Genomic DNA, 26,214 nt, shown 5'->3' with positions numbered 1-26,214 from the left:
AGACAGAGCTCATAACCAACAGCCCTCTGACCTCGGTTCGAGGGCTGTTCTTACCCCACCAGCCATGACCACCTCGCCTAATCCACCAACTCCCCACCCTTGCCGATTCAGCAGGAAACAGTGTACAGGAAGTCCTATACGATTCTTTCGGAAGAAGGATACAGAACAGCGCCCCCGAATATGACACGGCGCTAGGTTTTGCAGGCGGCTTGTACGATTCCGATACCGGCCTGCTCCACTTCGGGTACCGTGAGTACGACCCTACCATCGGCAGATTCATATCTCCCGATCCGCTTGGCTACGCAGGCGGCGATGTTGATCTGTACGGCTATTGCCTTGATGATCCGATTAACTTCGTTGACCGGGATGGGCTTAAAGGCCGCAGTGAAAAGGAAGATGATGGGGATTCGGGATCGGAGGACAAGAACCATTCCATTACCGGCATGGATATGCGCAAGGAACGTCAAGCCCTAAAAGAGAAGGCCAAAAAACAGAGCCCTGAATCTGAAGCAGAATCATCTGATGCTGAGAAAGAAGAGAAAGGAGCTTTGGAAAAAATTTCCGACGGAGTAGGCAAAGCTGTGACTGAAGGCGGAAAAGCGGCGTTGGAAGCTGTTTCTAAAGCGGGTGAAGCTATTGCAGATGACCCAAGAATATGGGGTACAGCAACAGGAGCGGCATTACTGCCAGCTGCAATCGCAGGGGGCACACTTAGTGGTGAAGCAGCTTTGTCAGCAGGAGCAGCGGGTGCCAGCCGCGCCGCCCCGTATCTGGAAAAAGGAGTTGGCAAGCTCAGCAAAGCAGTAAAACGCGGCAAAGATTTCGTTAAGGATGTGGCTCAAAGAACTGAGGCTAAAATAGGCAGCAGTAGAATCGGAAAATATATTGATTCCAATGACATTATAGATGGTGCAACTGCTGCTATTGAAGGACTTCCACCTTCTCAAAGTCGAGGAGGTGCAGGTGTTGCTGTTGCAAATGACCTATACACCAGATACAAAAATCATACAGAATCTAATCGAAAAGGTAATCAGCGTCATGCAAAAGAATAAGCCGGAAGGATTAAGTAAGGATCGAAAAATATTTCTTATTCTTTTTGGACTTTTGTTCATAATAGGAGGTCTATTTACGCTAGACGGCGGGAGCCTTTATAAAGGAATTCCCGTCATGAAAATAGCAGGGTGGTCTCAGTTAGGAGCTGGATTTTTTTGGGTCTGGTATGCCCTACTATACAAACGGTCATCCGACATGCGTAAGGTCGCTAAAGAAGAAGAAACCATCTGCCCCAAATGCCAAAAAGTATACATGGCAGGGAAAGCACCAGACAATGCAGCATGTGACTCATGTGGTGCTAAATTGGAACCTCTCGAAGGATTTTACGAGCGGCATCCAGAATTAAAAGAAACCCCGGAAGACTACCCCCAGCAAGAAGAAGATTAACCATAACCCCGGACCTCGGTTCGGGGTTTTATTATCCTCCTCCGCACAACCGCCTAGCCCCCCCCACCAAAGCCCACTTGCCGATTCATCAGGAAACAGTGTACAGGAAGTCCTATACGATTCTTTCGGAAGAAGGATACAGAACAGCGCCCCCGAATATGACACGGCGCTAGGTTTTGCAGGCGGCTTGTACGATCCCGATACCGGCCTGATCCACTTCGGGTTCCGTGAGTACGACCCTACCATCGGCAGATTCATCTCACCCGATCCGCTTGGCTACGCCGGCGGCGATGTTGATCTGTACGGCTACTGCCTCGATGATCCGATTAACTTCGTTGACCGGGATGGGCTTAAAGGCCGCAATGGAAAAGAAGATGATGGGGAGTCGGGAGCGGAGGACAAAAAACATTCCATTACCGGCATGGATATGCGCAAGGAACGTCAAGCCCTAAAAGAGAAGGCTGAAAAACAGAGCCCTGAATCTGAAGCAGAATCATCTGATGCTGAGAAAGAAGAGAAAGGATCTTTGGAAAAAGTGTACGACGGAGTTAGCCAAGCTGTTACTGAAGGCGGAAAAGCTACGTTGGAAGCTGTTTCTAAGGCGGGTGAGACTCTCCAAGGTGAAGGTGATGACTATATTAAGTTTGGGGAATATGTCAGTCCTAAAAAGCGTAAAATATTCAATGAAATGATGAAGGAAGCTAAAGCAGAGGCAACGGATCGAGCTCTTGATGGAGCCATGAATTTTGGGCCTGCCGGATTAGCTGAAGGAATGGTTGGTGGCTCAATAGGTATGCTCAACGGTTTAATCGGTGCGATTAACGATGATAAGAATTCAAAGAATGAAGCCTCTCAAAAGATTGAGGACAACTTCCGCACACAACGTCAAGACATAGATAAACATATAGATAATTTTAAAAAGCAGTATAGGAATTAACAAATGTTCAGCATAGATTTAAATGTCATTATATTTGTTTTAGCATTAATTTATTGTGTTCTTTTTAGAAAAAGAATCAAATGCATTGAATGTGGAAAAGTTATAAAAACAGTTACCTATGCTCAACTTGGAACAGTATTGCTACTCATGACAGGATCTCGTATCGTGCATGATCTTATGGTAGGAGACAGCATCAATTACTATTCTAGGCTGCTTTTTTTGACTCCAGCACTTTACTATCTATGTTCTGAACCAAAATTCTATTGTCGCCATTGTATGAAAGGTATTCCATTCAGAAAAGAATACTTGCTAAAATAATACACAGCCTTCGCACTCTGGTGCGAGGGCTTTAATTTATACACTATTCTTTCGGAAGAAGGACATAGCCGCGCCGCCCCGTATCTGGAAAAGGGAGTTGGCAAGCTCAACAAAGCAGTAAAACGCGGCAAAGATTTTGTTAAGGATGTGGGCAGAAAAGCTGACATCGATATACGGACGAGTAAGATTGGGACAAAGTACCAATTAGACCTTGAAAAGGTCGGTGAGGCAGCTACAGGACTTATCGACAATCAGCCCCCTTCACCTACTCGAGGGGGAGCAGTAAGCGCAGGCAAGGCCATTGTTGAAGAAGGAATATATTACACAAATAAGATCGGCGATTATATTGAGAGGACTTCAAACCGCAGATCAAATTCAAATAAAATTTTATAAAATGAACATTGCAACACTAAAAATTTTCGGTTGGGTAATAGTTGCCTTTGGCCTAATTACAATTATTGGAGACGGATCATATTATAAAGGTTTTTATGTTTCACCCTACGCTGGCTATGCGGAGGTCGTACTGGGGTTAATCATTTTATTTTGGATTCGAGTCGACAGCAAAAATAATAATGCAAAAGAAGAAGAAACCATCTGCCCAAAATGCCAAAAAGTATACATGGCAGGGAAAGCACCAGCCAATGCAGCATGTGAGTCATGTGGAGCTAAATTGGAACCTCTCGAAGGATTTTACGAGCGGCATCCAGAATTAAAAGAAACCCCGGAAGACTACCCCCAATCAGAAGCGGATTAACAATGATGGCGGCGATGTTGAACTTTCCGGTTTAATCCCCAGTTAAGCTTGTATCCTTATAGATAAAGGATAGGCAAAACGATTGATAATGTAACCCACATAATCAATACCAGTGGGGTCCCTACCTTAAAAAAGTCCGAGAATGAATATTCACCGGCATTCATGACCAGTAAATTGGTTTTGTAAGCCATGGGAGTAGCAAAACTCATATTGGCCCCAAACAGGACCGCCAGAACGAACGGTTCCGGGTCGAGGTTTAACTGCTGGGCAATGGACAGGGCAATGGGCGTGCCGATTACAGCTGTCGCATTATTGGAAATAATATTGGTTAAAATAGCCATAAATAGCATTAATCCACTAAGAATCAAGGCAGCAGGAGCATCTCCGCTTAATGCAACGAACAGCTTACCCAGAAAATCTGCGCCGCCTGTAATCAGCATGGCTTTTCCCAAGGCAAGACTTGTCACCACAATCAAAACCACCTGAACATTCAAGGCGCGTGTTGCATCCCGCCAAGTGATGCATCCGGTAAGAATCATGAGCAGTGCCCCGCATGAGGCACTGATGGCAATCGGCAGTATGCCGAAAGCAGCGGTAAGAATTATTCCTAACATGATTACAGTGACCTGCGGGATCTTTTTGGAATGCGGAAGGTCCATTGTGGAATCGAGGACCAGCACATTTGTGTCCATTTTGAGTTCTTTAATTTTCTCCCGCGATCCCTGAACAAGAAGGATGTCGCCCTGCTTCAGTTTTACGTCACTTATCTTATCCAGATACCGTTTTAATTTTTTACCGGACCGGTGAATGGCAAGGGTTGTCATGCCGGTACGTTCTGCAAAATGGTATTCTTTAAGGGTCGTACCTTTCAGCGATGATCCTTGGTAAATTAAAATTTCAGCAATCTGTTGATCAGCCGCGACTAATGGTTCTTCGGCATCAATAGGGACTTCCGAACCTACGGGAAAAAGAGTGCCTTGCAATACCTTTTCAAACTCTTTGAGCTGATCCGGGGTGTCGTTTATCACAAGATGATCACCGGGTTGCAGAATGACTCCCGGATGCAAATAGATCGGCTTTCCTTCGCCACGTTCAATTGCAGAAACTTCCATTGTATTATCGGTAAGTTCAAAAGCTTTTGAAAGAGGCTGACCGACCAGAGGACTGTTCTCGGTGACTTCCAAGTGGGCGGTAAAAATTCGAGGCGAACCGTCTGTTAAAGTAATTTCAATCTTCGGGATAAGGCGCGGAGCTATTTGCCAAAGATACAAAAGACAGATGCTTCCGGAAATGACTGCCGGCAATACGAAGTCAAACATTTCCATTTGTTTTAACCCCATATCTGAAGCAACTGAAACGACAAGCAGGTTAGTTGAAGTCCCGATGGTTGTAGCGGTTCCACCAAGCAGAGTAGAAAATCCCATGGGCATCAAGACAGATGAAGCAGGAGATCCCGTCTTTAAAGATACGCTGATGAGGACCGGTAAAAGTAGAACCACCACGGGCACATTATTGATGAAGGCACTGATAAATGCTCCCAGCAGCAGAGTCAGTAAAAAGGAAAGGGAAGGACTTTTTTTCCATGCCCGGGCAAGCATACGCCCTACCGGGTCTAGAGTTCCAGTTCGCAGAATTCCCTGCCCCGCAATCATTAGTGCGCATACCGCGATAAGGGCTTCATTACCGAAGCCGTAAAAAAAATTAGTTGCGTGGAAGACTTCACCGTCTGACTGGTAAGGAAAAAGCTCAAACCCAACCGTCAAAATCAGAAAAATAAACAGACTGGAGGTCTCCAGCTGAATTTTTTTTTGGCTAAATAATAACAACGCAACAGCAGTTAAAGCCAGAACTGCCAGAGCATGAAAACCGGGAAGCGGAGGTAGTATCATGGAAATTCTCCAATCGCAGGATGGATATGGGAAACATAGTTAAGTCACATTACTCAAAAATTTTCGTGCTGAATAGAGAGGCAGCAATATTTATTCTTATTCTCTCTTATCAGCTGATCAACTTCGGCCATGCAATAGGCAACTGGCAAAAGCTTCAGCAATACTCATATCCCGGTAGACACAAATCCCCTACAATGGCAAAATAGACGGGAATAGGAGGATTATCCATGAGCCAGACAGTAATTGAGCACCTTCTTGAACGCCTAAAAGAGATAGGGATCACAGACATTTTCGGTGTTCCGGGCGATTATGCTTTCCCGGTTAATGATGCTTTTTGCAATGATCCTGATTTCAAATGGATCGGCTGCTGTAACGAGCTTAATGCGGCCTATGCTGCTGACGGGTATGCCCGGATCAAGGGGCGGGCCGCGCTCTGCACCACTTACGGAGTGGGTGAACTCAGCGCCATCAACGGCATCGCCGGAAGTTATGCCGAGAATCTGCCCGTCTTTCACATTGTGGGAATCCCCAAATGCTCGGTACAGCGTAACGGCAACCTCATCCACCATTCGCTGGGCAACGGCGAATTCGATCTTTTTCATAAAATGGCTCAACCGGTTGTCTGCGCCAGCACAATTCTGACCGCTGAAAATGCCGTGGCAGAAGTGGAACGATGCATCAATGCTGCACGAACCAAAAAACAGCCCGTCTACATCGCAGTTCCGGCGGATGAAGCGCTCAAGGAGCTGGGTTGCACCAAGCCGCATATCCTGCCCCTGCCCGCCAGCGATAAGGATACCCTCGAAACGGTCATTCAGCTTATCGTTGAAAGACTGGAAAAATCAGACAACTCCATCGCTATGGTCGGTGCCCTTATAGGACGGTACGAACTGCATGAACCAATGCTGGAATTCATCGATAAATCCGGCATACCGTTCACTTCCATGTTTATGGCAAAGGGAACTCTTTCCGAAACACATCCCAATTTTATCGGAGTCTACAACGGGCGCATACTTGATGAAAAAGTGCAGCAGACGGTTGAATCAGCGGAATTAGTGATCAGCTTCGGCGCCATCAGATCCGACATCAACACCGGCGCTTTCACCGTCAATCTCGACCCCAACCATGAAATCAAAATTCACCCGGACCGGGTCTGCATCGGCCATGCGGTTTATCATAATGTGCTTATGGATGATGTTCTGCGCGAACTCTGCAAACGAATCAAAAATCTTTCCCTCCCCATTCCGAAGATCCAGCAAGGTCTAGGTGAACCTAAGGGCAAACCGGACGATGCAATCACCGCGGATTCTCTTTATCCGCGCATCGAACGTTTTTTCAAACCCAATGACATTATCATGGGTGAAACCGGGACCTCCTCAATGGGGCTGGTCAATTCCCGATTGCCGGAGGATGCCGTATTCTTCAACCAGACGCTCTGGGGCTCCATAGGCTGGGCTACTCCGGCAGCATTCGGAGCCGCTATGGCCGCGCCGAAACGCCGCACTATTCTGATCACAGGAGAAGGATCACACCAGATGACCGCGCAGGAAATCTGCCAGTTCGCCCGCTTCAAGATCAAGCCAGTAATCATTTGTGTGAATAACGACGGTTATCTCATCGAGCGGCTGCTTTGCGAAGATCCTTACATTTATTATAATGATCTGGCCCAGTGGAATTACAGTAAACTGCCGGAAGCGCTTGGCATGAACGGCTGGTTCAGCACAAAAGTGACCACTAACCGCGAGCTGGATGAAGCATTGCAGAAAGCTGCAGCAGGGAACAGTGGATGCTATATCGAAGTTGTGACCGGAATGATGGATGGCCCCAAGATGGCGCGCGCCTTAAATGAAATTGTAGTGAAAGGACCGGGCTGGAAGGCTTAATGCAGGGTGCCTGAATTCTGCATTGAGAATATATAAAACCGGGCCTTGCGTGTTTAGCCACGCAAGACCCGGGTTTTATATTTATGATAGTCCTGAATCTTAACTCTCACCGAAGCTCTTGGATTTCCATGGGAAAATTTCCTCAGCTCTTGCTCGGGCATCCTGTTCAACTTTATTGAACCATTCAAAATACTTATCACGTACAAGCCGCCCTGCTTCGGTCAGCCGGTAACCGCTGCGCCTGCTGCCCACCCGCTCCATGAGCTGGAAACCAAGTACCTGCTCGGTCTGTTTAATCTTGCCCCAAGCGGCGCGGTAGGACATGCCCAGTTCTTCTGATGCCTTTTTGAGCGAACCGCATTTTTCAATGCGATCCAGCAGGAGCAATCTGCCGTAACCGAAGAAAACCCCTTCGCCGCCTTCCAGCCAAAGATGCAGCCGGATTGTCGGTGTATGGGAATCCATCTGGCCCAGTGCCGCAGTCGAACCCATTTCCGGCGGGTCAAGATTCTTATTCATACTCGCCTCCTATTTTCCAAAAGGACATTTGGGGAAAGTGCAGACCTTGCATTCCATACAGTATCCGCCGTCAGCAAGGGCGGCGAGATCCCTGCGGGTGATTTCCTGCCCGGCTATCACGCGCGGCAGCACAAGATCGAGACTTGTGGTTTTGAAAAAGAGTGCACAGGCCGGAACGCCTATAACCCGGACATTTCCGGCTTTAGCAAGCAGCAGCATAGTGCCGGGGAGTACCGGAGCACCATAGAGGAGGTCGGATACTCCGGCATCCACCAAGCCGTGGCGGGTCACATCATCAGGATCGACAGACATTCCCGCGGTTGTGATAATCAGATCACAACCTTCTTTCATGAGGGAGATTGCTGCGTCACGGATTTCTCCGCGGTCATCCGGTTTAATTACAGAGCGGACAACTTCGCAGCCTAATGCCTGCACCTTTGCAGTGATGACAGACTCAAATTTATCATCAATAAGGCCGCTGAAAACCTCTTCTCCCGTGATGAGGATACCGACCTTCTTTTTTTGCAGGGGGAGTACTTGAAATAACGGTTCACCGTTCAGTGCGGATACAGCGCGGGAGAAATTTTCACGCGAGATATATAAAGGAATGGCCCTTGTTCCGGCAATTCGCGCACCTTCTTTAACAAGAGAACCACCCTTGCGGGCCGCGACCATCACATCCGGCACAAGATTGAAACGATTCATCATTTCTAAATCGCTGACCAGCACTCCGTCATGATTGGCAAGCAGAGTGACTTTACCTTCACGCGGTTCGCCGTCTACATATACGCCGTTCCCGGCCATAATTCTGCCGAAAGTACGGGCAGCTTCATTTTCATGTATCCATTCACCTTCGGGAATATCACCTTCGTCAACATAGATGTGGTTTTTACCGATCATCTGCAATCTACAGATATCGTGAGCGGTAAAATCATGATTTTTGCGAAACTCGGGCCCCTTGCTTTGGCCGGGTGCTATGCTGGTCATATCGTGAACCGCAGCTTTACCCTCAGCTTCTTCTACCGGGACGACTTTAAGCCCCTCCGGCACCTGAGCCGTTGCGGATTTTAAACATATATCGCGGCTGGCGTAAGGACTTTCACCCTGACAGCTTCTACATATGGCACCGAAAGAACCGGGATAGGCATCGCCGCAAATAGGACAAACGGCAATACCGCCCTTGCTGCGTTTAACCATTGCCTCTGGCTTGATCTGCACAGCCTCGATGGAACAGAACGAAGCCCCTGCTTCGCGTATTTCCGCATGCAGCTTCACGGAATCCTGCTCGTGCTTGGGACGTTTTTTAAAGAACCATGATTCGGTTTCCGGCCAGTCTTTTAACTTTTCGGGGTCAACGCGGATACGGACACCCTCGCCGGTATATTTATCGTAAAGGGACAGCGCATATACGCCTAGATTCTTCACCTTCAGCCAGCCGTTCCCGGTACTGCATACGGTAAGCATCTGAACCGCATCCGGCAGGCACCACGACGTCTCGGATATTGCGTCAAATATTGTGCCCTCAGGCAGATTCCTGCGGGCCTCTTCCATCATATACGCCCCTAGAATCAACCCCGGGGCCGGACTGCCGTGAAAATTACGGGCAGCCTCAATGAATTCGTCATAAGTGTACGGACCGATAGAATCATCACGGACCGGGGTTATATTTTCCTGCCCGATGGCGGCTTCAAGGTTCATATTCTCTCCATATGCTTAAATGCTTTATTATGCCGTTCTGGACACAATTAAGAAAACGCAACTAAACAGCAAAACTTAGCGGATTGCTTACGGTTTGGAACAAAACTATTTTTATGTTTGATTTAAGACAGTTACAATAAACAAAGATTATTTGGACCGATATGCGAAAATTATGACTAGCAGCCTCATCCATGCTGAAAACCTATCGATCACAAGGTTTTTAGGGCAACCTGAACACTGTAAAAAATATATGTTAAAATAAACCTATATTAAAAATAACATTTTATTAATTGCAGCCGATTTACAGATTTGATCAGTTGTGAATCTCTGCAAACAAATCAATCCCGCCCTTTGCATCACACATATCTATCCTAAACATAATCAAGCATCCACATAACCAATTGGACGCAAATATTGTTCTGTGCTCATTTAACTGACCAAATTATTTGGACTCTTAAGCGCAATAACCATCACATAATTACCGGGGATGAAGCCATGAACTTAAGGCCGTTTACTTCTTTTTCCGAATACAGTCTGACTGAACTTGAGCAATGGAAAGATAACGGGGGCATCGTTGCCGGGGTCTACTGCATATATGCGCCAACAGAACTTATCCGCGCAGCAGGGATTGCCCCGGTAAGCCTCTGCGGGAAAAAACAGACTCCCATTAAAGAAGCAGAGAAAGATCTTCCCGCAAGCCTGTGTCCGCTTATCAAATCAAGCTACGGCTATGCCGTAACTGATACCTGCCCGTTTTTCGGTTTTTCAGACATCATCATAGCCGAAACCACTTGTGACGGAAAAAAGAAAATGTATGAGATGATGGAGAGCATCAAGCCGCTTCACCTCATGCAGCTGCCGCATACCCAGAAGGGAAACGCTCCTTTTGAATACTGGCTGGCCGGACTTCATGAGCTGGAAAAATTTCTTTTCGAGCATTCCGGGATAAAAGTTACGGAAGAAACGCTGCATGCGGAAATCCTACTGCAGAACAAAATCCGTAAGGAACTTTACGAGCTGATGATTCTCTGTGCGGACAGGCGCTCCCCGCTCACAGCCCGCGACATGCTTGCAGTGCAGGAGAGCAAAAGTTTTTCCGTAAATCCCGAAGATTACCTGACCAAAATTGAGACCCTGCACGCTGAAATGCAGGAATATCTCAGCCGCCCGAATCTGCAAAGCAAGAAAGGGGTACGCATAATGCTGACCGGCTGCCCGGTTGGCAAGGGCTCAGAGAAAGCAATCACAATAACTGAAGAGCTGGGCGCCCATGTTGTATGCATGGAGAATTGCTCGGGACTGAAAGGATTGACCCTGCCAGTTGAGGAGACAGTTGATCCTTACGAAGCCATTGCCCGCCGCTATCTGCAAGTCCCCTGCTCCTGTATGAGCCCCAATCCCGGCAGGCTCGATTCCATACGTGAGATGATCAAAATTTTTGAAGTGGACGCAATAATCGATCTCACATGGCTGGGCTGCCATACCTACAACGCGGAATCAACTATTTTGCGTAAGTTTGTAGAGGAAGAAACCGGCCTGCCCTTCCTGCATATTGAGACCGATTATTCCGAATCGGATATTGAGCAACTGCGGACCCGCATCGAGGCGTTCGTAGAACTTGCTGAATAACACATTCTTAAGGAGATGATGATGAACGTTAAAGGTGTTTTCAACAAAGGATTTGCAATTATTGCGGCCCTTATTCTGGCATGCGGCCTGAGTGCGGGTTCTTCACAGGCGGCAAAACTGCCCAGCCTGTATATGGGATATGTTTTCACCACCCACCACACCCCGGTAATGGTGGCTGCGATCAAAGGTAAGGAATTCCAAAAGTCCGGTTCCTACTTTGAAGAAATGGTCCCTAAACAAAAATACAAACTCATGAACGCTGAAGGTAAACCTTTGGCTGTTATCAACCTTATTGTATCCAAAAGCGGCTCCGAAACATCCACCCTGTTCGCCATGAACCGTCTGGACCTCGGCCTTGCTTCCAGCACTGCTTTTATGAGCGGTATCGACAAAGGCACCAAGGTGAAAATCCTCTGTCCCCTGCATGTGGACGGCATGAGCATGGTTTTCCCGGAAGGCAGTAAAATCAATGGCTATAAAGATGTGGCAGCCGCAATCAAAGCGTCCAAAACACCTTTTAAAATCGGTTACCACTCCCCTACCAGCGCACCGCGCATCGCTTTTGAAGGCGCGCTGCACAAAGCCGGTTTTAAAATCAGCGGAAATCCCAACGATACCGATGCGGATATTCTTATGGTTGACCTGAAATCCACATCCAACCTTATCCCCGCTCTGCTGAGCAAACAGGTTGATTGCTGGGTCGGCCCCGCACCGCATCCTGTTGTTGCCGAATACAAGCACGTAGGTCACATCGGCCTTGATTCCCGCGATCTTCCGCCCGCAGGAGCATGGACAGACTTTCCCTGCTGCGTAATGGGTGCCAGTGACCAGATCATCAAAAATGATCCCGCCATCGTTCAGGCCATGACTGATCTCATGACCTCTGCTTCCAAATGGAGCAACAGCCATAAAAAAGAAGCTGCCGATATCTCGGCTAAATGGATCGGTGTTCCCGCTGAAGCAGTGGAAAAATCCACCATCATCTACACCACCGACCCCACTGAAAACTGGCTCAAGGGCGAAGCTGAATTTATCACTATGCTCAACGGCATGAATAAATTCAAAGGCAAAATGAAAGGCGCGGACATAGCTTCCGCAACCCCCATTTTGTACGACTTCTCTTTTGTTAAGAAAAGCTTGAAGAAATAATTCAGAAGCCTCCGGCGGCCCTGCGGGGACCAAGGAAACTTTTTGAAAAAAGTTTCTCTGGACTCTTCAAAAACTTTTAGTAAGCTTCGCACCTTTTTATTAACAGATATCTCATTAATACTAAGCGGCGAAGCCCTGATAAAAGTTTTCCTTCCCCAGCTGCCGGAGGCAAATTCCATACATAAAACCGCATAGCGCACCTAATTCTTATGAGAACAAGAGCCTTATCACTTACACTTCCCGTTATGGCCCCGGCCTTGCTGGCTTTAATATGGATAGCTCTTGCCCGTGAGATCGGGAATCAGGTTATCCTGCCAAGTATAGAACAGGTCGGGCAGATTGTATTTCATCCCACGGAAGACTTAATCAGCATGGGATCGCTGGCGAGCAATGTACTGGTCAGCCTTGTGCGGGTACTGATGGGCTATACTTTTGCGGCGCTGATTGCCATCCCTCTTGGAGTGGCAATGGGTTACTATGGTGTAATATTTAAATTTTTCAATGGATTTCTAAATCTATTCCGCCCCATTCCGCCACTGGCATGGGTACCGCTGGTCATGGCCTGGTTCGGAATATCAAGCCTTGCCACCATAAGCGGTGTTGAGACCGGAAAAATCTACATTTATTTGAACAACATCAAATTTTCCATGCTGTTCATCATCTTCATCGGTGCATTCTACCCCATCCTGACCTCGACCATTCACGGGGTCCGCACTGTAAATAAAACCCTGATTGATTCCGCACGGGTTCTCGGCGCAAGTGAAAGCCAGATATTCCGCAAGGTCCTGCTGCCCGCGGCCATGCCTTCCATCATCACCGGCATGCGTATCGGGCTGGGTATTGCCTGGATGTGCCTCGTTTCCGCGGAGATGCTTCCCGGCTCCCTTTCCGGAATCGGCTACATGATCACCCACGCATTCACGCTGGCATCAACTGATATCGTCATTGCCGGGATGATCTCAATCGGCGTGGTCGGAACTGCGATGGACGCGGTCTTCCGACGCATTGAACATAAAAAATTTTCATGGCGCAGACAGGCGGAATAAATGAATCAGGAACAGGTCATAGAAATCAATCGGCTGAGTAAAGAATTCACCACCGGAAACGGGAACAATATCCTTGCCGTGGATAGCGTAAGCCTGCAAATCCCCCGCAACTCTTTCACCTGCATTGTCGGCCCTTCCGGTTGTGGTAAATCAACCATCCTGCGCATAGCAGCCGGGCTGGAAAAAGAATCATCAGGCAGTGTTCATTACAAGGGCGAACCGGTCAGAAAACCATGCGCTGAGATCGGCCTTGTTTTTCAAGAATACTCACTTTTCCCGTGGCTGAGCGTGATTGATAATGTCGCGTCCGGACCTGAATTCGCCGGGGTCGATAAAGATAAACGGTACAAGGACGCGATGCACTACATCCGCATGGTTAACATGGCGGAATTCAAGGATGCCTATCCGCATGAACTTTCCGGGGGCATGCGCCAGCGGGTTGCCATCGCCCGGGCACTCGCCAATGAACCGGACGTTCTGCTGATGGATGAACCCTTCGGCGCGCTGGACGCCCACACTCGAATTCTGTTGCAGAAGGAATTGCTCAAAGTCTGGGAAATGACCCGTAAAACCATCGTGCTGGTGACGCATTCCGTTGATGAAGCGGTTTACCTCGCCGACCGGATAGTTATTATGTCCAGCCGTCCGGGCCGCATCCACAAAATGATCGATGTAGAGATGCAACGCCCCCGCAGCAGGGCCATGCCGGAATTCGGAGCATTGACCGATTTTATTCTCAAACAACTGGAACATTAATTTAGCTGTTGATTTTTATCCCCGGCCCTCATAGTTAAACCCCAAAAGCAACTTCTGATTATCAGGGATTAAAATATGCAGATCTGGGTCGATGCCGATGCCTGCCCCAAGGCAGTGAAAGAAATTCTATTTAAAACCGCCATACGCAGGGAAGTAAAACTTACTCTCGTGGCCAACCAGTACATGACGGTACCCGCTTCCCCGCTCATCGATATGGTCAAGGTGGGTGCCGGATTCGATGTGGCTGATAATGAGATAGTCAGGCTCTGCCATGCCGGTGATCTGGTCATTACCGCCGACATACCGCTGGCCGATAAAATTGTGGAAAAAGGGGCTACCGGCCTTAATCCGCGCGGGGAACTGTACACAGAGGACAACATAAAAGGAATCCTGAGCATGCGTAACCTTATGGAGGAACTGCGCAGCGCTGGAACTGTTTCCGGCGGTCCGGCCGCCTTCAGCCCTAAGGACAGGCAGAACTTCACAAATCAGCTGGATAAATTCCTGACCCGCAGCCTGAACCGGACTTAACGAACCTCAAAAAAGCTTTCGTATTTATATACACAGCCTTCCAAAATCTGATAAGATTTGCATGAAAACCTGTTCCATGCATTGAACAAATCAGGGAGGCCGGTATGACAGATATCCATTTTTCAGATCGCAAAACAGCAGAAGCTCAGCAACTGGCAAGACTTAATCGGGTACTGGAAATTTCCGTTAAGGCCCCGTTTTATAAAAATCTGTATCAAGGCATCACCCTGCCGCTGAAAAGTCTGGACAACCTCAAGCGCCTTCCGGTTATTGATAAGCAGACCCTGTGCTCCGAAGGGGAAATCTGCAAAAAATCCCTATACACGCGGACCACCGGAGGATTCTACAAATTCTCCACCGGAGGTACTTCCGGACGAATGAGTTTTGCCCGTTACGGTCTCGATGAATTCCGCGAAGTATGTAACGGAGCGGCATACGGCCTTAAAGCCTGCGGTATCACCCCTGACGACCTTGTCGCGAACTGCATAAGAGCCGGGGCTTTCTGGACCGGTTTTCTGACCAGCTACCGCGCTCTTGAAATGATAGGATGCAACATCCTTCCCATCACCGACAACCAGCCCATCGAAAAAACACTGGAATATCTGGAAATGATGCGCCCCAACACTCTTTTCGGCATATCTCCCACACTGGTGCTTATAGCGCAGGAAGCAACACGACGCGGCATTAAACTGGACATCGAAAAAGTAGCCTTCGCCTCCACCCCGCTTACAACGGAACAGGAAAGCTATCTTTCTTCAGTCTGGCCCAAGGCGACCTTTCATTCAGCCGGTTACGGAGCTGCGGAGGTCGGACCGATCGGCTTTCAGTGTGAACACTGCACCGGAACCGAGCACCATATCCTGCGACCGGACTGCATCGTGGAAAAGGATGATGACGGAGCAATAATCGCCACCTCCCTTATCCGCACCCTGCAACCTTCAATCCGCATGAAAGTCGGCGATAATATCGAATGGCTGGAAGGAGAATGCCCCTGCGGCCGGACCAGTCCCCGATTTAAACTGCTGCAGCGTTCCGATGAAATCATCGAATTCGTGCACGATTCCATGACTTTGGAGCAGCTGGGGTCATGCCTTGGGAAATTCAGTGAACTGGCCCCGGTCTTCCAGCTCCGGCTGGACTTGAACGGCGAGCAGACGGATATCATAATCCGTGTTGAAGCAGCGGATAGTGAAGCTGTGGATGATTATCAACTGGCTTCCAGCATATATAAATGTTTAAGCGCGGAGATACCCGCAGTGGGAATAAACCGCCGCAAGAATAACATCCGGGCCTTTAAAATTCTGGTGGTACCATCAGGAGGCATTGCGAGAGTTGAGACAACTGGAAAAATCAGACGGGTGATTGATAAACGTTTCATGTAGACCGAGGTAGAAGATAAAGCCCTTCTGTGCCCAAAAAAAGCAGAGAGGGGCGATATGAATATAAACTTAATCCAGATCAGCTCAACTTTCCAATCCCTGTTCCATCATCAACTTAAAAAGCAACTCAATAAATTTTCCGGAAACAACATCCGGCAAAGAAAAATGCGGTAGCGAAGTATGTTGCATCACTCCGGTACAGGCAAACCATATTTGTGTGGAAATGCTATCCAGTCCGGGACTTAAGAGTTCCCGCCAGAGTCTTCCGTTTTCGGAACTATCCAGCCCGAACGCACGGCATTGCAAAGGGCGGGATTCAAAAAGCATGCATTTATTCCCAGCAGAGAGAGGACAAAATGAATCCACACCGGAGAGACAAAACCCGGCCTCGTTATCCGCAGCCAGCTCCCGCATAGCCCGTTTTTCTATCCTTGCCGTGTTCATTGCCCTTTCAATTACTTCCGTCCTTTCATCGTGGGTAAGCTCAAGATTTACGCAGTGGCTAAGATGCAGGGCCTCGGCAAGCGTCATATTAAGCGGAGTGCGACAGCAAAGGTCGTGATCCAAACCGCATTGAAGACGCGACCTCAATTGTCCGGCACGCTGCTCCACTTTATCGGCCAGTTGCAGGTAATCATTGAAAAACGGAGAGAGATCGACCTGACGCTTGAATTCTAAAGTAGGTGCGCGCGAGGTAAGTTTTCCGCTTTTGCGCCCATACTTTCTGATAGTCCACCACTGAGAAAAATTGGCCGGCTTTGACCGCAGATCCTTCATCTTACGTCCGGCCAGCTTATGTCCAAGCCCCCGCCGCAGCAGATAGGCATTAAGTACAGTTCCTGTCCTCCCGATACCATGACGGCAATGGATAAGCACCTTTTTACCCAGATAAATTGCTTCATCCAGCCACTCAAGAGCATTTTCGAGCTGCATTAGTTCCGGTGATTCTTCATCATCAACGGGCAGGTAATATACATCGAATCCCGCCTTCTGCTCGATCTCATGCAGATCACAGAATTCTCCGCAAAGATTGATGATTGCATCAATACCCTGCTCTTTAAGGGAATCCAACTGATGATGGCTCATGGGAGCACACCCCACAGCCAACTGATCGGTAACCCAAGTGGGAATATAAGCCTGAGATTTATCCTGATCAGCCATAAATGTGCTCCACTGCGGAAATAAAATTCTCAAATTCCTTATCCAGTTTACCCTCACTATCCAGCCGCATATCCATCATCCGGGTAACTGCCATCAGATACCCCAGAATACTCAACCGTTTCGCGGTGTCCTCAAACCCCATTCGTGAACAGAACGCATCGAGCATATCACCGCGTATCCCGACCTCAAACCCGAAATGAATAAGAATACGCTGAATAAGCTTCAGCCTCAGGGTTTTATTTTCAATCGCTGCCCCGCCTCCTTTAAAACGGAATTTCACATAATTCTGACCGGCAAGCTGCCCGCAAAGAGAATCCACTTCAGAAAAATGGTACCCAAAACGGACCAGCAGATGCAGATAATCTTCCGCCAGCAGACCGTAGCTTGCCAATAATCTGGAATCATTATTTAAAATACCGGCGGACATGCGATCGAATTCTTCCCAATCCACATGAGTCATATTATCCGGCCACGTAACCCGCTCATCGCTCAACCCTTTCCAGAAGGCCTGCATGGGGAGTGAAGCTATATCAGCCGGAGCGACTTCTTTCTGCCTCTGCACTCCGTTTCGCAGTCCTTGATCAAGGTCTATCAGATAAATAACCAGCGGTAGCTCGGTCCGCAGCTTTTTGGACCGGCCCATACCCAATCCGCGCTTATCTACCAGCGAGAACATTTCCCTAACAGCCATCTCATGGCAATAACGCACGAGGTCGTGGAAGGATTCACATCCTGAGGGCTCGAAATCTTCAGCGTCCGGGTCAACAAGATTCAAACGCACGAACGAATGAATCATATCCGTATACAGATCGAGAACTCGTGTGGAAACCTGTGCATCGACGCAGGACCGGGTTAAAACATCATCCACGCAGCCGTTGTAAACAGCTCCGGCATGGCCATCAACGGTGACCAACTGGCCCTGCTCAAAAGACTTGGCAACATCACCGACCAGTACTGGAATCCCAAGCTCCCTTGCCACAGAGCCGAAATGACTTGCCCGACTACCGGCGGAAGAAAGGACCCCGTTCATTTTTGCTGAAAAACTCAGAAGTGAAGGTTTCAGCGAAGGAGTGATGACGATAGAGCCTTCAGGAATGCGCGCTATCTCCGCACCGGTGCTGGCGAAATAGATTTCACCGCACCCTGCACCGCCTGAGGCACGTTCCAATCCTTCGAGAATCGGCATGGCCGAAAGCAAAGCAGGCTGGGCCGGATGTTCATGTGTTTCCTGCTGCAAAGGACGGGTCTGGAGGATGTGAAGCTGCCCGGCCCCGTCCACGGCCCACTCCATATCCTGAGCACAACCGAACTGATCTTCCAACTTAAGAACGCATTTCGCCAGTTGAATCAGCATTTTTTCATCAGGTAAAGCGGACCGGTCAAAAGAGCATTCACTTACCAGACGGGGTTCTTTGCCGCGATTAAGCGAACACTTGACCGGAATAACACTGCCGTCCACAAGCGAAGCCCCCAGTCCGCGAACCCCGTAAATTCCCACACTGTCCCGACTCAAGCAGTCCGGGTCCATGGAATAAACAACGCCTGAACTGACCGCGTCAATCATGGGCACAACGAGCGCAGCCATGGCAGTATCATCATCCGTCAGCCCGTTGGATATACGATATGAAACAGCACGGGGACAATATTTACCGGCCAGAACCCTCTTATAGGCATCAAACACATCAGCAGGGTTCACATTAAGTTCGCTGGCATACTGCCCGGCAAATGAAATCTCGCTGTCTTCGGCCAAAGCACTGGACCGCACAGCCAGAAGACCGGTTCCGTCCACATAGGTTTCCAGGCTCCGCTCTATTTCTTCCACCACTGCCGGTGGGACTTCTCCGTCCAGAAAAAGTTCCTGCAATTCAAGGGTCAGCGAAGAAAGCTTGCGGACATTCCCCACTTCCATGCGGCATAGTCTCGCATTTATCTCTTCGCGTAGACCGTTATACTCCACGTAGGCATAAAAAGCGTTGGCGGTTATCACAAACCCGGGCAGGGCTTCAGTATGTCCCAGCGCATGCACACGCCCCAGATTAGCGGCCTTGCCCCCAGTTAAATCCGGGTATTCACCTGCCGTGGCCAGCGGGACTGTGTATGGAGGGCCGGAGTCCATCACAGGCAGACGGACCAGATCCCGTGCATAATTATTGATACGGTTGAAATTCTCCGGCAGGTCCCGAAACCGTAAAGGATGCATCTTCCGCAATTCCTCAATCATACAGGACACAGCGGAAGCCAGCTGTCTATGTAGACTATTGGCCTGACTGCGGTCTGCAATTCTTTCGCCGTAGAACAATTCCTCAATATCGGCTATCAGATCAAGAGCCTGTGAATCATATTCCAGCAGGACTTTAAAAGCTTCATACTTTCGCTGTAGAAGAGCTCGCGGTGCAAGCAGGTTCCCAGCCCAAAACTTAATAATATTAACAGGCAGCATCAAATCTCCGGGATATTTTTCCAGTTCATATTTTCCCCACCATGCAAAAATATTTACCTCATTACAACTATAAGTGACAAGCGGAAGAAACACTTTCAGAAAGGAAGCTAGCTTTCCAACTTTCCTACATAGTATATTGATTTTATGCTCTCAGCAGGATAATTAATTAATGATGTATTTTGTACATGATAAAAACACAATATATACGACATCCAGAACTGAGCGGAGATATCAAATATATGAATTATTTAAAAAAATGGTGGATAACGCTGTGCTTTATATCTCTAGCAGTGGCACTTACGGCAATCATAATAATCCCCTACTCCACCACCTCTCGCGAAGCTCTCACCGGACTTGCACACGATATAATGCTCAATATTTCAGCCTATACTCTCGATAAATCAGAAAGTTATCTGAGTCCGGCGGAAAAAGCAGCTGAACTTACCCGTTTTTTGGCCGACAGTAATATCGTCAGCGGTGATCGTTCTGAAAATATGCTTCAGTACTTCAAGGAGCAGCTTTCGTTGTATCACCAGTTTACCGGAATATACTACGGTAATACAAAAGGTGAATTTTTCATGGTCACCCGTTCCAATGACAAAGTTAAGGACGGACTGTTCACCAAAACAATCAAGATAAAGGACGGCAAAAGGACTACAAAGTTAATCTGGTCAACTCCCGATCATCAAGAGCTTGAAAGCAAATTCGCACCGCTGGACAAATTTGATCCCAGAAAGCGGCCATGGTTCATCGATTCTCTGGTCAGCAATGATGTTATCTGGACCGCTCCTTACATCTTCTTTACCAGCCAGAAACCCGGTATCACCACAGCCAGCCCGGTTTACGATAAAGCAGGACGCTTGCGGGGAGTTGTAGGCGTCGACATAACAATAGATAGACTCTCGATTTTTTTAAAACAGCTGAGCATCGGCAAAAACGGTAAAGCTTTTATTGTTGATACCAGCGGAAACGTGGTGGCTTTTCCGGATCTGGAAGCACTGAAACAGACAACTCAGAATAATAAAGTCCGCCTAAGCAAGATAAACGAACTCCCGGATATATTGAGCCGAAAGGCATTCAATTCCCTGCACCTTCTACCTGACCAACTACCCAAAAAACATGTATTTACAACCTTTGAACACAATAACGAACGCTATATTTCCGTGTTCACGCCCTTTAAAAATGACCACTGGCCATGGATTATAGGGCTCTATCTCCCGGAAAACGATTATCTGGGCGGCATCAAAAAAGAATACAAACTAAGCCTGATCATTGCGGCGCTGGCGGTCCTCATTTCCGGCTTTATAGGTTGGGCTGTGGCCCGTAAAATAAGCAAGGCCAAGGAATCAGCAGAGGATGCAAATCAGGCCAAGAGTAAATTTCTGGCAGTTATGAGCCACGAAATCCGAACACCTATGAATGTCATTCTCGGTGCTACTGACCTGCTTAAAGAATCCAATCCTCGAGAGAACCAAAAAAAATACATCAAACTACTTGATAATGCAGGCGGTGGCTTGCTGGACCTGATCAACGACATTCTGGATATGTCTAAAATTGAAGCAGGCTTACTGGATCTGGAACATATTAACTTCAACCCTTCAGAAACCCTGCATCAAGCTTTTAATATTTTTGAACTTTCAGCAGCTAAGAAGAAAATAAAACTAACCTGCCGCATCGACGGAGAGCTGCCTGATCAGGTTAAAGGAGATCCGGTACGAGTAAAACAAGTATTGATCAACCTAATCGGAAATGCGGTCAAATTTACAGATTCAGGAAGAGTCAGCGTTAAGGCGTGCAGCAAAAATCTCCGCAACGGTCAGGTTGAGTTAAAATTCGAAATTGAGGATACCGGACTTGGCATTCCGCCAAATAGACAGCAGGCTATTTTTGACCAGTTTACGCAAGCTGACAATTCCATATCCCGTGAATTTCAGGGGACTGGGCTGGGGTTATCCATAAGCAAAAAATTGTGCGAACTGATGAACGGCAGCATAACCGTATCCAGCACACCCGGTCGCGGAAGCAATTTTACCTTCATCATAACCATGCCGGAGGTAATAGATTCGCCTTCTACCGAAAACAAGACCGAACCAAAGGCAGCAGACTCGCATATCCAGAGCAAAGTGCTGCTGGTGGAAGACAATCAGAGTAATCAGCTTCTTTTTAAGCATTTCATCTCCGGGACCTCCTATATTATGAAGTGTGCGGCGAACGGTGAAGAAGGAGTCGAACTGTATAAAGAATTTCAGCCCGACATTGTTTTTATGGATATTGAGATGCCGATAATGGATGGCTATAAAGCAACTAAAATAATTAGAGACTGGGAAAAAACGATCGGCCATACACCGGTTCCTGTTATTGCCCTTTCAGCTCACGCGATTAAGGGAACAGCAGAATCAGCCCATGCGGCCGGGTGCAGCGGCTATATGACCAAGCCCATTACCAAGCTACAGTTTTTAGAAAGAATCAAGCGTGTTAACATTTCATAACAACTAATATCAGGAATTATTATTGACTAGTATCAGATTTTCAAGCATAAGGTATTACTAATTATATTATTATAGTATGATTCCGTTGTAAGAAACATAAATCACGGCCCTCAGGTCGCAAGGAGAAAATTATGAACTCCAGAAGAAAATTCATGGCTATGTCCGCCGCAGCCACAGCGGCTATCTTGATGCCTGTAACCAATGCAGCCGCAAAAAAGGGACATGGGTATCCTTCAAACATCGTATACACCAGTAAAGATCCCGGTGTCTGGGCGAAAAAAGCTGCCACCCACCTTCCACAAGTAGAAGTTGAAAACAACACTGCCACGATCCGTACCCTGCACCCGATGACCGAAAAACATTACATCGTCCGGCATACTTTAGTTGATCAGGACGGTAATGTTATCGGCGCCAAAACATTTTCCAACACTGACGAAAAAGCTATCTCCACCTTCAAGCTGCCGGCTGGAAGCAAGAAAAAGAAACTCTACGCTACCAGCTTCTGCAACAAGCACGATTTCTGGGTTACTCCTGTTAAATTATAAACGAAAACGACTGTAGAAAATGTTCTCCTCTTTCATTCTAAAAAGCGAAATCTACTAATAGGAGCACGCATTAAATGTATTTTAAACAATTAACAACAGAAGGACTGGGCTGCTATTCCTATGTAATTGGCTGCCCCGCCGCTGGAGAAATGGTTGTAGTGGACCCGCGAAGGGATGTTCAGGAATATCTTGATATTTCCCGCGAAGAAGGCATGAAAATTACCCGTGTCATCAACACTCATGTTCACGCTGACCATGTGGGCGGTGAACAGGAGCTGAAATCCATTGTCGGTGCGGAGCTTTATATCCACGAAAACGCGGATGTCGGCTACCCGCACACTCCCATCAAGGAAGGCGATACCCTCACTGTAGGAGCAGCCAAACTTGATTTTCTATTTACCCCCGGCCACACTCCCAACGCCGTATCTATTCTTGTTACCGACATCGTGCGCGGAGCTGAACCATGGATGATCCTCACCGGTGATCTGCTTTTTGTCGGCGACATCGGACGCCCGGACCTTCCCGGTGATGAAATTCTGGATGAGCAGGTTGAAAACCTTTACAACAGTTTATACAATAAGCTGGGCAAGCTCCCGGATTATCTGGAAGTATACCCAGCCCACGGGCAGGGATCGCTGTGTGGTAAAGGTATGAGCGCTAAACCCAGCAGCACACTGGGTTATGAACGCCGCTACAATCCCATGCTCCAATTCAAAACCTTTAAGGATTTCAAGGCAAAGGTTATGGAATCATTTCCCAGCCGCCCGAAATCCTTTACTCACATCATCAACACAAACTTCAAAGGTGCCCCGCTGCTGGAACGCTGTCCGCTCGACCGGGCCATGAACCCTGAGAAATTCAAACAGATGATTGATAAGGGCTGTACGGTCATTGATGTGCGTGACGCTGCCGGTTTCGGCGGTTTTCATATTCCAGGCAGTCTCAACATCGGTCTTGAAAAACAGCTTGCCAACTGGGTTGGTATGGCCGTTGATCCGGATTCCGACCTGCTGCTGGTGGTAAGCTCCAAGGAAGATTATGATCTGATGTGTACCCAGTTGCACCGCATCGGTTATGACCGTATTTTCGGTTATCTGCATGGAGGAATGGCCGCATGGCTCATGTCCGGTTACCCGGTGGAAAGCCTTGCTCAGAAGTCAGCACACCAGCTGCATGATGCAATTGCGGAAGGCAGGGATTTTACCCTGATCGATGTTCGCACTCCCGCGGAAGTTACAAGCGGAATGGTAAAGGGCGCGATCCACAAACCCTTTACCAATATTCTAGAAGAAGGCATTGATGTGGATAAAGACAGTCCCGTCATAGTCATGTGTGGATCGGGATACCGGTCAAATATTGTAGGAAGCTACCTGCAAAGCAGCGGTTTTTCGCAAGTATGCTCACTGGCTGGTGGAGCGATTGCCTGGCGCAGGTCAGGTTATGAAATGGAATCATAAAAATAAAAAGTCCCGGGATGTAATATTCCGGGACTTTTTTTATTCTTCTAAAATACTAACGATATCTTTCACCAATCTTCTGATTTCCGGCAACATTTCAATTAACTGATCCTCTGTTATGTCGATTATTTCCCAAGCGTTCGGGTCAATTACTCCAATCGACTTAGATAATCCTAAACCATATCCCAGTGCTTGAGCGATAAAATCAGCCACATGAATGACCATGGCATCAGGGTCCGTTTTTATCATACACGGATTATGATGCCCTCCCGCAGCAGATACCAATTGCCGTGGGAATTTCCATTTTTCAAGGATGTAACCGCCGAGGTCAGTATGGCTGAATCCTAGTAACTCCTGCTCTGCCTTGCAAAGATTGTATCCTTCGCTATTCGCCAGGCGATACAACTCCACAGCCAGACCTGGATTGCTCTCAAAAATCACATGAAGACCGAAATCATGGATCAATCCACCGGTGAAAAAACGTTCCGGGTCACCAAGCTTTGCAGAAAATGCTATTTCCTGAGCAATCACTCCGCAAGCGATGCAATGCGTCCAGAACTCTTCCAAATCGAGAACATAAGTTTTTTGTCTCTTAAAAAGGCTAAGTGAAACAGTCCCTAGAGCCAAAGATCCGGCTTTTGAAAAACCAAGAGTTTTAACGGCCTTTGCCGGAGTATCAACGGCTTCATCAATCTGATATAGTCCGCTATTTGCCAGCCTCATAACTGCAACGGAGAGCTTTGGGTCGTTACTTATTACCTTAATGAGATCAGCAGCATCGTGATCAGGACTATTAATTATTTTACGCAATTGAATCTGTACGTGCGGCAAAGAGGGCAAGGAGATTGACCCTTTGAGAAAATCTTCAAAACCACTAGGTTTTTCTCTGTTCCAAGGCTCATAACTATGAGGCATAGCCCGGGGCCTGCCAAAATTAGGATCACGCAGAATCTCTTTGTAAACCCGTTTGAAAGCTTCTTTCTTCAAAGCACGGATCAGGCTTGAATCACCAGCATGCATAAAGAGTTGGTGCACATACCGAACTGCGGCGACCTTAACATCCGGTCTTATTTTGATTCTTTCTGTTGGCATACAAATAATACTTATTAATAGGAACGTGTTAACATCTATGACGGATTGAGTATTTCAAATATTTCATCAATTATTTTATGAACACTGGGAAGAATCTCAACATAACGTTCGGGGGGAAGCCCAATGCTCTCAATTATCTCATCATTTAAGGTCCCTACTATTAAAGAAAGTCCCAGATCATACCCTAAAGCCTGTGCTATAAATTCCGCAATATAGACAATCCCGGAATCTGGATCATCTACCACCTTACTGGGATCATGATGTCCGGCAGTGGATCGAACCAGCATAGTAGGAAAACTCCAATCCTTTAGAATCACACCGCCAAGAGTGGCGTGATCAAAACCGAGTAACTCCATTTCAGCATCACACAGACAGTTACCTTCCTTACCGGCCAGATCAACAAGCTCCTGTGCAAGACTGGCGTCACTTTCAAAAATAACATAAAGCCCGATATCATGTAACATCCCGGCCACAAAAAAGCGCTCCACATTCTCACAGCCGGCTGCTTCAGCGATTGCCTGAGCAATCACCCCGCAGGCAATACAATGCTTCCAGAACTTTTCAACATGAAGAACGGCTCCCTTCATCGAACGTTTGAAAAGACTGAGTGAAACCGTTCCCAGTGCAAGAGAACTCGCTTGTTTGAATCCAAGCAAGGCAACAGCGCGCGAAGTTGTATCCACCTCGGTACGAAAGCTGTACATGGCGCTATTCGATAATCTCAAAATAGAGGCCACCAACTTGGGATCTTTGTTGAGCACCCGAGCAAGATCATCCGCGGAACTGCCCGGGTCCTGGATAATTTTCTGTATCTCAATCAGAACCTGAGGCAAGGACGGCAGCACAACTTTTGACTTCAAAAAATCTTTAGGACTCTCAGGCTTTCTGCCATTCCACGCCCCAATATCAGCCGGACGCGGTTTAACCTTGAACTCGTCCGGATCAACAACCATTTTTTTATAAACATGCTTGAAGGACTCTTTTTTTAAAACCCGCATAATATCGGAATCACGGTTATTCTGATACATTCTTTTTACATATCTAATAGCCGCTTCTTTAATCTGCGGATTTAAAGTCTTTGTCTTATCTACATCCTGCATCG

21 protein-coding genes are annotated in these 26,214 nt (G+C 47.6%); 14 read left to right on the top strand and 7 right to left on the bottom strand.

The features are described 5' to 3' along the window. Positions 1 to 80 precede the first annotated feature (80 nt). The 4 genes from ACKU35_RS09695 to ACKU35_RS09680 all read left to right on the top strand — a co-directional run bounded on the left by ACKU35_RS09695 (position 81) and on the right by ACKU35_RS09680 (position 3,449). Positions 81 to 1,052 (top strand): RHS repeat-associated core domain-containing protein, encoded by a 972-nt coding sequence (locus ACKU35_RS09695; RefSeq protein WP_319765378.1) that lies wholly within the window; start codon positions 81 to 83, stop codon positions 1,050 to 1,052. Next, positions 1,039 to 1,440 (top strand): hypothetical protein, encoded by a 402-nt coding sequence (locus ACKU35_RS09690; protein ID WP_319759023.1) that lies wholly within the window; start codon positions 1,039 to 1,041, stop codon positions 1,438 to 1,440. The genes ACKU35_RS09695 and ACKU35_RS09690 overlap by 14 nt, the downstream gene beginning before the upstream one ends. Continuing rightward, entirely contained in the window at positions 1,436 to 2,377 is a 942-nt protein-coding gene (locus ACKU35_RS09685; RefSeq protein WP_319765376.1) for an RHS repeat-associated core domain-containing protein, read from the top strand. The genes ACKU35_RS09690 and ACKU35_RS09685 overlap by 5 nt, the downstream gene beginning before the upstream one ends. A gap of 619 nt (positions 2,378 to 2,996) precedes the next feature. Further along, entirely contained in the window at positions 2,997 to 3,449 is a 453-nt protein-coding gene (locus tag ACKU35_RS09680; protein ID WP_319759022.1) for a hypothetical protein, read from the top strand. A 56-nt stretch (positions 3,450 to 3,505) separates the two neighbouring features. Here the strand turns inward: ACKU35_RS09680 and ACKU35_RS09675 are convergent, their stop codons facing one another. Continuing rightward, positions 3,506 to 5,338 (bottom strand): SLC13 family permease, encoded by a 1,833-nt coding sequence (locus ACKU35_RS09675; protein WP_319759021.1) that lies wholly within the window; start codon positions 5,336 to 5,338, stop codon positions 3,506 to 3,508. Between the two features lie 227 nt (positions 5,339 to 5,565). Between ACKU35_RS09675 and ACKU35_RS09670 the strand changes: the two genes are divergently transcribed. Continuing rightward, positions 5,566 to 7,221 (top strand): thiamine pyrophosphate-binding protein, encoded by a 1,656-nt coding sequence (locus ACKU35_RS09670; RefSeq protein ID WP_319759020.1) that lies wholly within the window; start codon positions 5,566 to 5,568, stop codon positions 7,219 to 7,221. 99 nt (positions 7,222 to 7,320) lie between these two features. On the opposite strand, the gene ACKU35_RS09665 is transcribed toward ACKU35_RS09670, so the two are convergent. Next, the gene (locus ACKU35_RS09665; RefSeq protein WP_319759019.1) at positions 7,321 to 7,740 is read right to left on the bottom strand and encodes a LysR family transcriptional regulator; all 420 of its coding nucleotides are present in this window, start codon (positions 7,738 to 7,740) and stop codon (positions 7,321 to 7,323) included. A 9-nt stretch (positions 7,741 to 7,749) separates the two neighbouring features. After that, positions 7,750 to 9,438, bottom strand: a complete 1,689-nt coding sequence (locus ACKU35_RS09660; protein ID WP_319759018.1) for an FmdE family protein — start codon at positions 9,436 to 9,438, stop codon at positions 7,750 to 7,752. Between the two features lie 495 nt (positions 9,439 to 9,933). Here ACKU35_RS09660 and ACKU35_RS09655 point away from each other — a divergent pair, with 495 nt between their 5' ends. The 6 genes from ACKU35_RS09655 (at position 9,934) to ACKU35_RS09630 (ending at position 15,931) form a co-directional block, all read left to right on the top strand. Then, the gene (locus ACKU35_RS09655; RefSeq protein ID WP_319759017.1) at positions 9,934 to 11,067 is read left to right on the top strand and encodes a double-cubane-cluster-containing anaerobic reductase; all 1,134 of its coding nucleotides are present in this window, start codon (positions 9,934 to 9,936) and stop codon (positions 11,065 to 11,067) included. Between the two features lie 21 nt (positions 11,068 to 11,088). Beyond that, the gene (locus ACKU35_RS09650) at positions 11,089 to 12,216 is read left to right on the top strand and encodes a CmpA/NrtA family ABC transporter substrate-binding protein (protein ID WP_319759016.1); all 1,128 of its coding nucleotides are present in this window, start codon (positions 11,089 to 11,091) and stop codon (positions 12,214 to 12,216) included. Positions 12,217 to 12,425: 209 nt separating this feature from the next. Then, positions 12,426 to 13,262: an ABC transporter permease gene (locus tag ACKU35_RS09645; protein ID WP_319759015.1), complete on the top strand. Its 837-nt coding sequence runs from the start codon at positions 12,426 to 12,428 to the stop codon at positions 13,260 to 13,262. Further along, entirely contained in the window at positions 13,263 to 14,018 is a 756-nt protein-coding gene (locus ACKU35_RS09640) for an ABC transporter ATP-binding protein (RefSeq protein WP_319759014.1), read from the top strand. A gap of 75 nt (positions 14,019 to 14,093) precedes the next feature. After that, complete coding sequence (locus ACKU35_RS09635; RefSeq protein WP_319759013.1) at positions 14,094 to 14,549, top strand: YaiI/YqxD family protein; 456 nt, start codon at positions 14,094 to 14,096, stop codon at positions 14,547 to 14,549. A 104-nt stretch (positions 14,550 to 14,653) separates the two neighbouring features. Then, positions 14,654 to 15,931 (top strand): phenylacetate--CoA ligase family protein, encoded by a 1,278-nt coding sequence (locus ACKU35_RS09630; RefSeq protein ID WP_319759012.1) that lies wholly within the window; start codon positions 14,654 to 14,656, stop codon positions 15,929 to 15,931. Positions 15,932 to 16,012: 81 nt separating this feature from the next. On the opposite strand, the gene ACKU35_RS09625 is transcribed toward ACKU35_RS09630, so the two are convergent. Further along, on the bottom strand, positions 16,013 to 17,089 hold the full coding sequence (locus ACKU35_RS09625; protein ID WP_319759011.1) for a dual specificity protein phosphatase: 1,077 nt from the start codon (positions 17,087 to 17,089) through the stop codon (positions 16,013 to 16,015). After that, positions 17,082 to 19,529: a PEP/pyruvate-binding domain-containing protein gene (locus ACKU35_RS09620; protein WP_319759010.1), complete on the bottom strand. Its 2,448-nt coding sequence runs from the start codon at positions 19,527 to 19,529 to the stop codon at positions 17,082 to 17,084. The genes ACKU35_RS09625 and ACKU35_RS09620 overlap by 8 nt, the downstream gene beginning before the upstream one ends. 239 nt (positions 19,530 to 19,768) lie before the next feature. Here ACKU35_RS09620 and ACKU35_RS09615 point away from each other — a divergent pair, with 239 nt between their 5' ends. From ACKU35_RS09615 to ACKU35_RS09605, 3 genes are all read left to right on the top strand, one after another. Next, positions 19,769 to 22,018: an ATP-binding protein gene (locus ACKU35_RS09615; protein ID WP_319759009.1), complete on the top strand. Its 2,250-nt coding sequence runs from the start codon at positions 19,769 to 19,771 to the stop codon at positions 22,016 to 22,018. Positions 22,019 to 22,149: 131 nt separating this feature from the next. Next, positions 22,150 to 22,563, top strand: a complete 414-nt coding sequence (locus ACKU35_RS09610; protein ID WP_319759008.1) for a desulfoferrodoxin family protein — start codon at positions 22,150 to 22,152, stop codon at positions 22,561 to 22,563. 74 nt (positions 22,564 to 22,637) lie between these two features. Beyond that, the gene (locus ACKU35_RS09605; protein WP_319759007.1) at positions 22,638 to 24,020 is read left to right on the top strand and encodes an MBL fold metallo-hydrolase; all 1,383 of its coding nucleotides are present in this window, start codon (positions 22,638 to 22,640) and stop codon (positions 24,018 to 24,020) included. Positions 24,021 to 24,059: 39 nt separating this feature from the next. Here the strand turns inward: ACKU35_RS09605 and ACKU35_RS09600 are convergent, their stop codons facing one another. After that, complete coding sequence (locus ACKU35_RS09600; RefSeq protein ID WP_319759006.1) at positions 24,060 to 25,007, bottom strand: HDOD domain-containing protein; 948 nt, start codon at positions 25,005 to 25,007, stop codon at positions 24,060 to 24,062. Between the two features lie 140 nt (positions 25,008 to 25,147). Next, entirely contained in the window at positions 25,148 to 26,212 is a 1,065-nt protein-coding gene (locus ACKU35_RS09595) for an HDOD domain-containing protein (protein WP_319759005.1), read from the bottom strand. Between the last annotated feature and the right edge of the window lie 2 nt (positions 26,213 to 26,214).

The sequence above is a fragment of the Maridesulfovibrio sp. genome (assembly GCF_963676065.1).
Lineage (GTDB): Bacteria > Desulfobacterota > Desulfovibrionia > Desulfovibrionales > Desulfovibrionaceae > Maridesulfovibrio.
The sequence above is the reverse complement of the archived record's forward strand: the minus strand, read 5'-3'. Positions and strand labels throughout refer to the sequence as shown.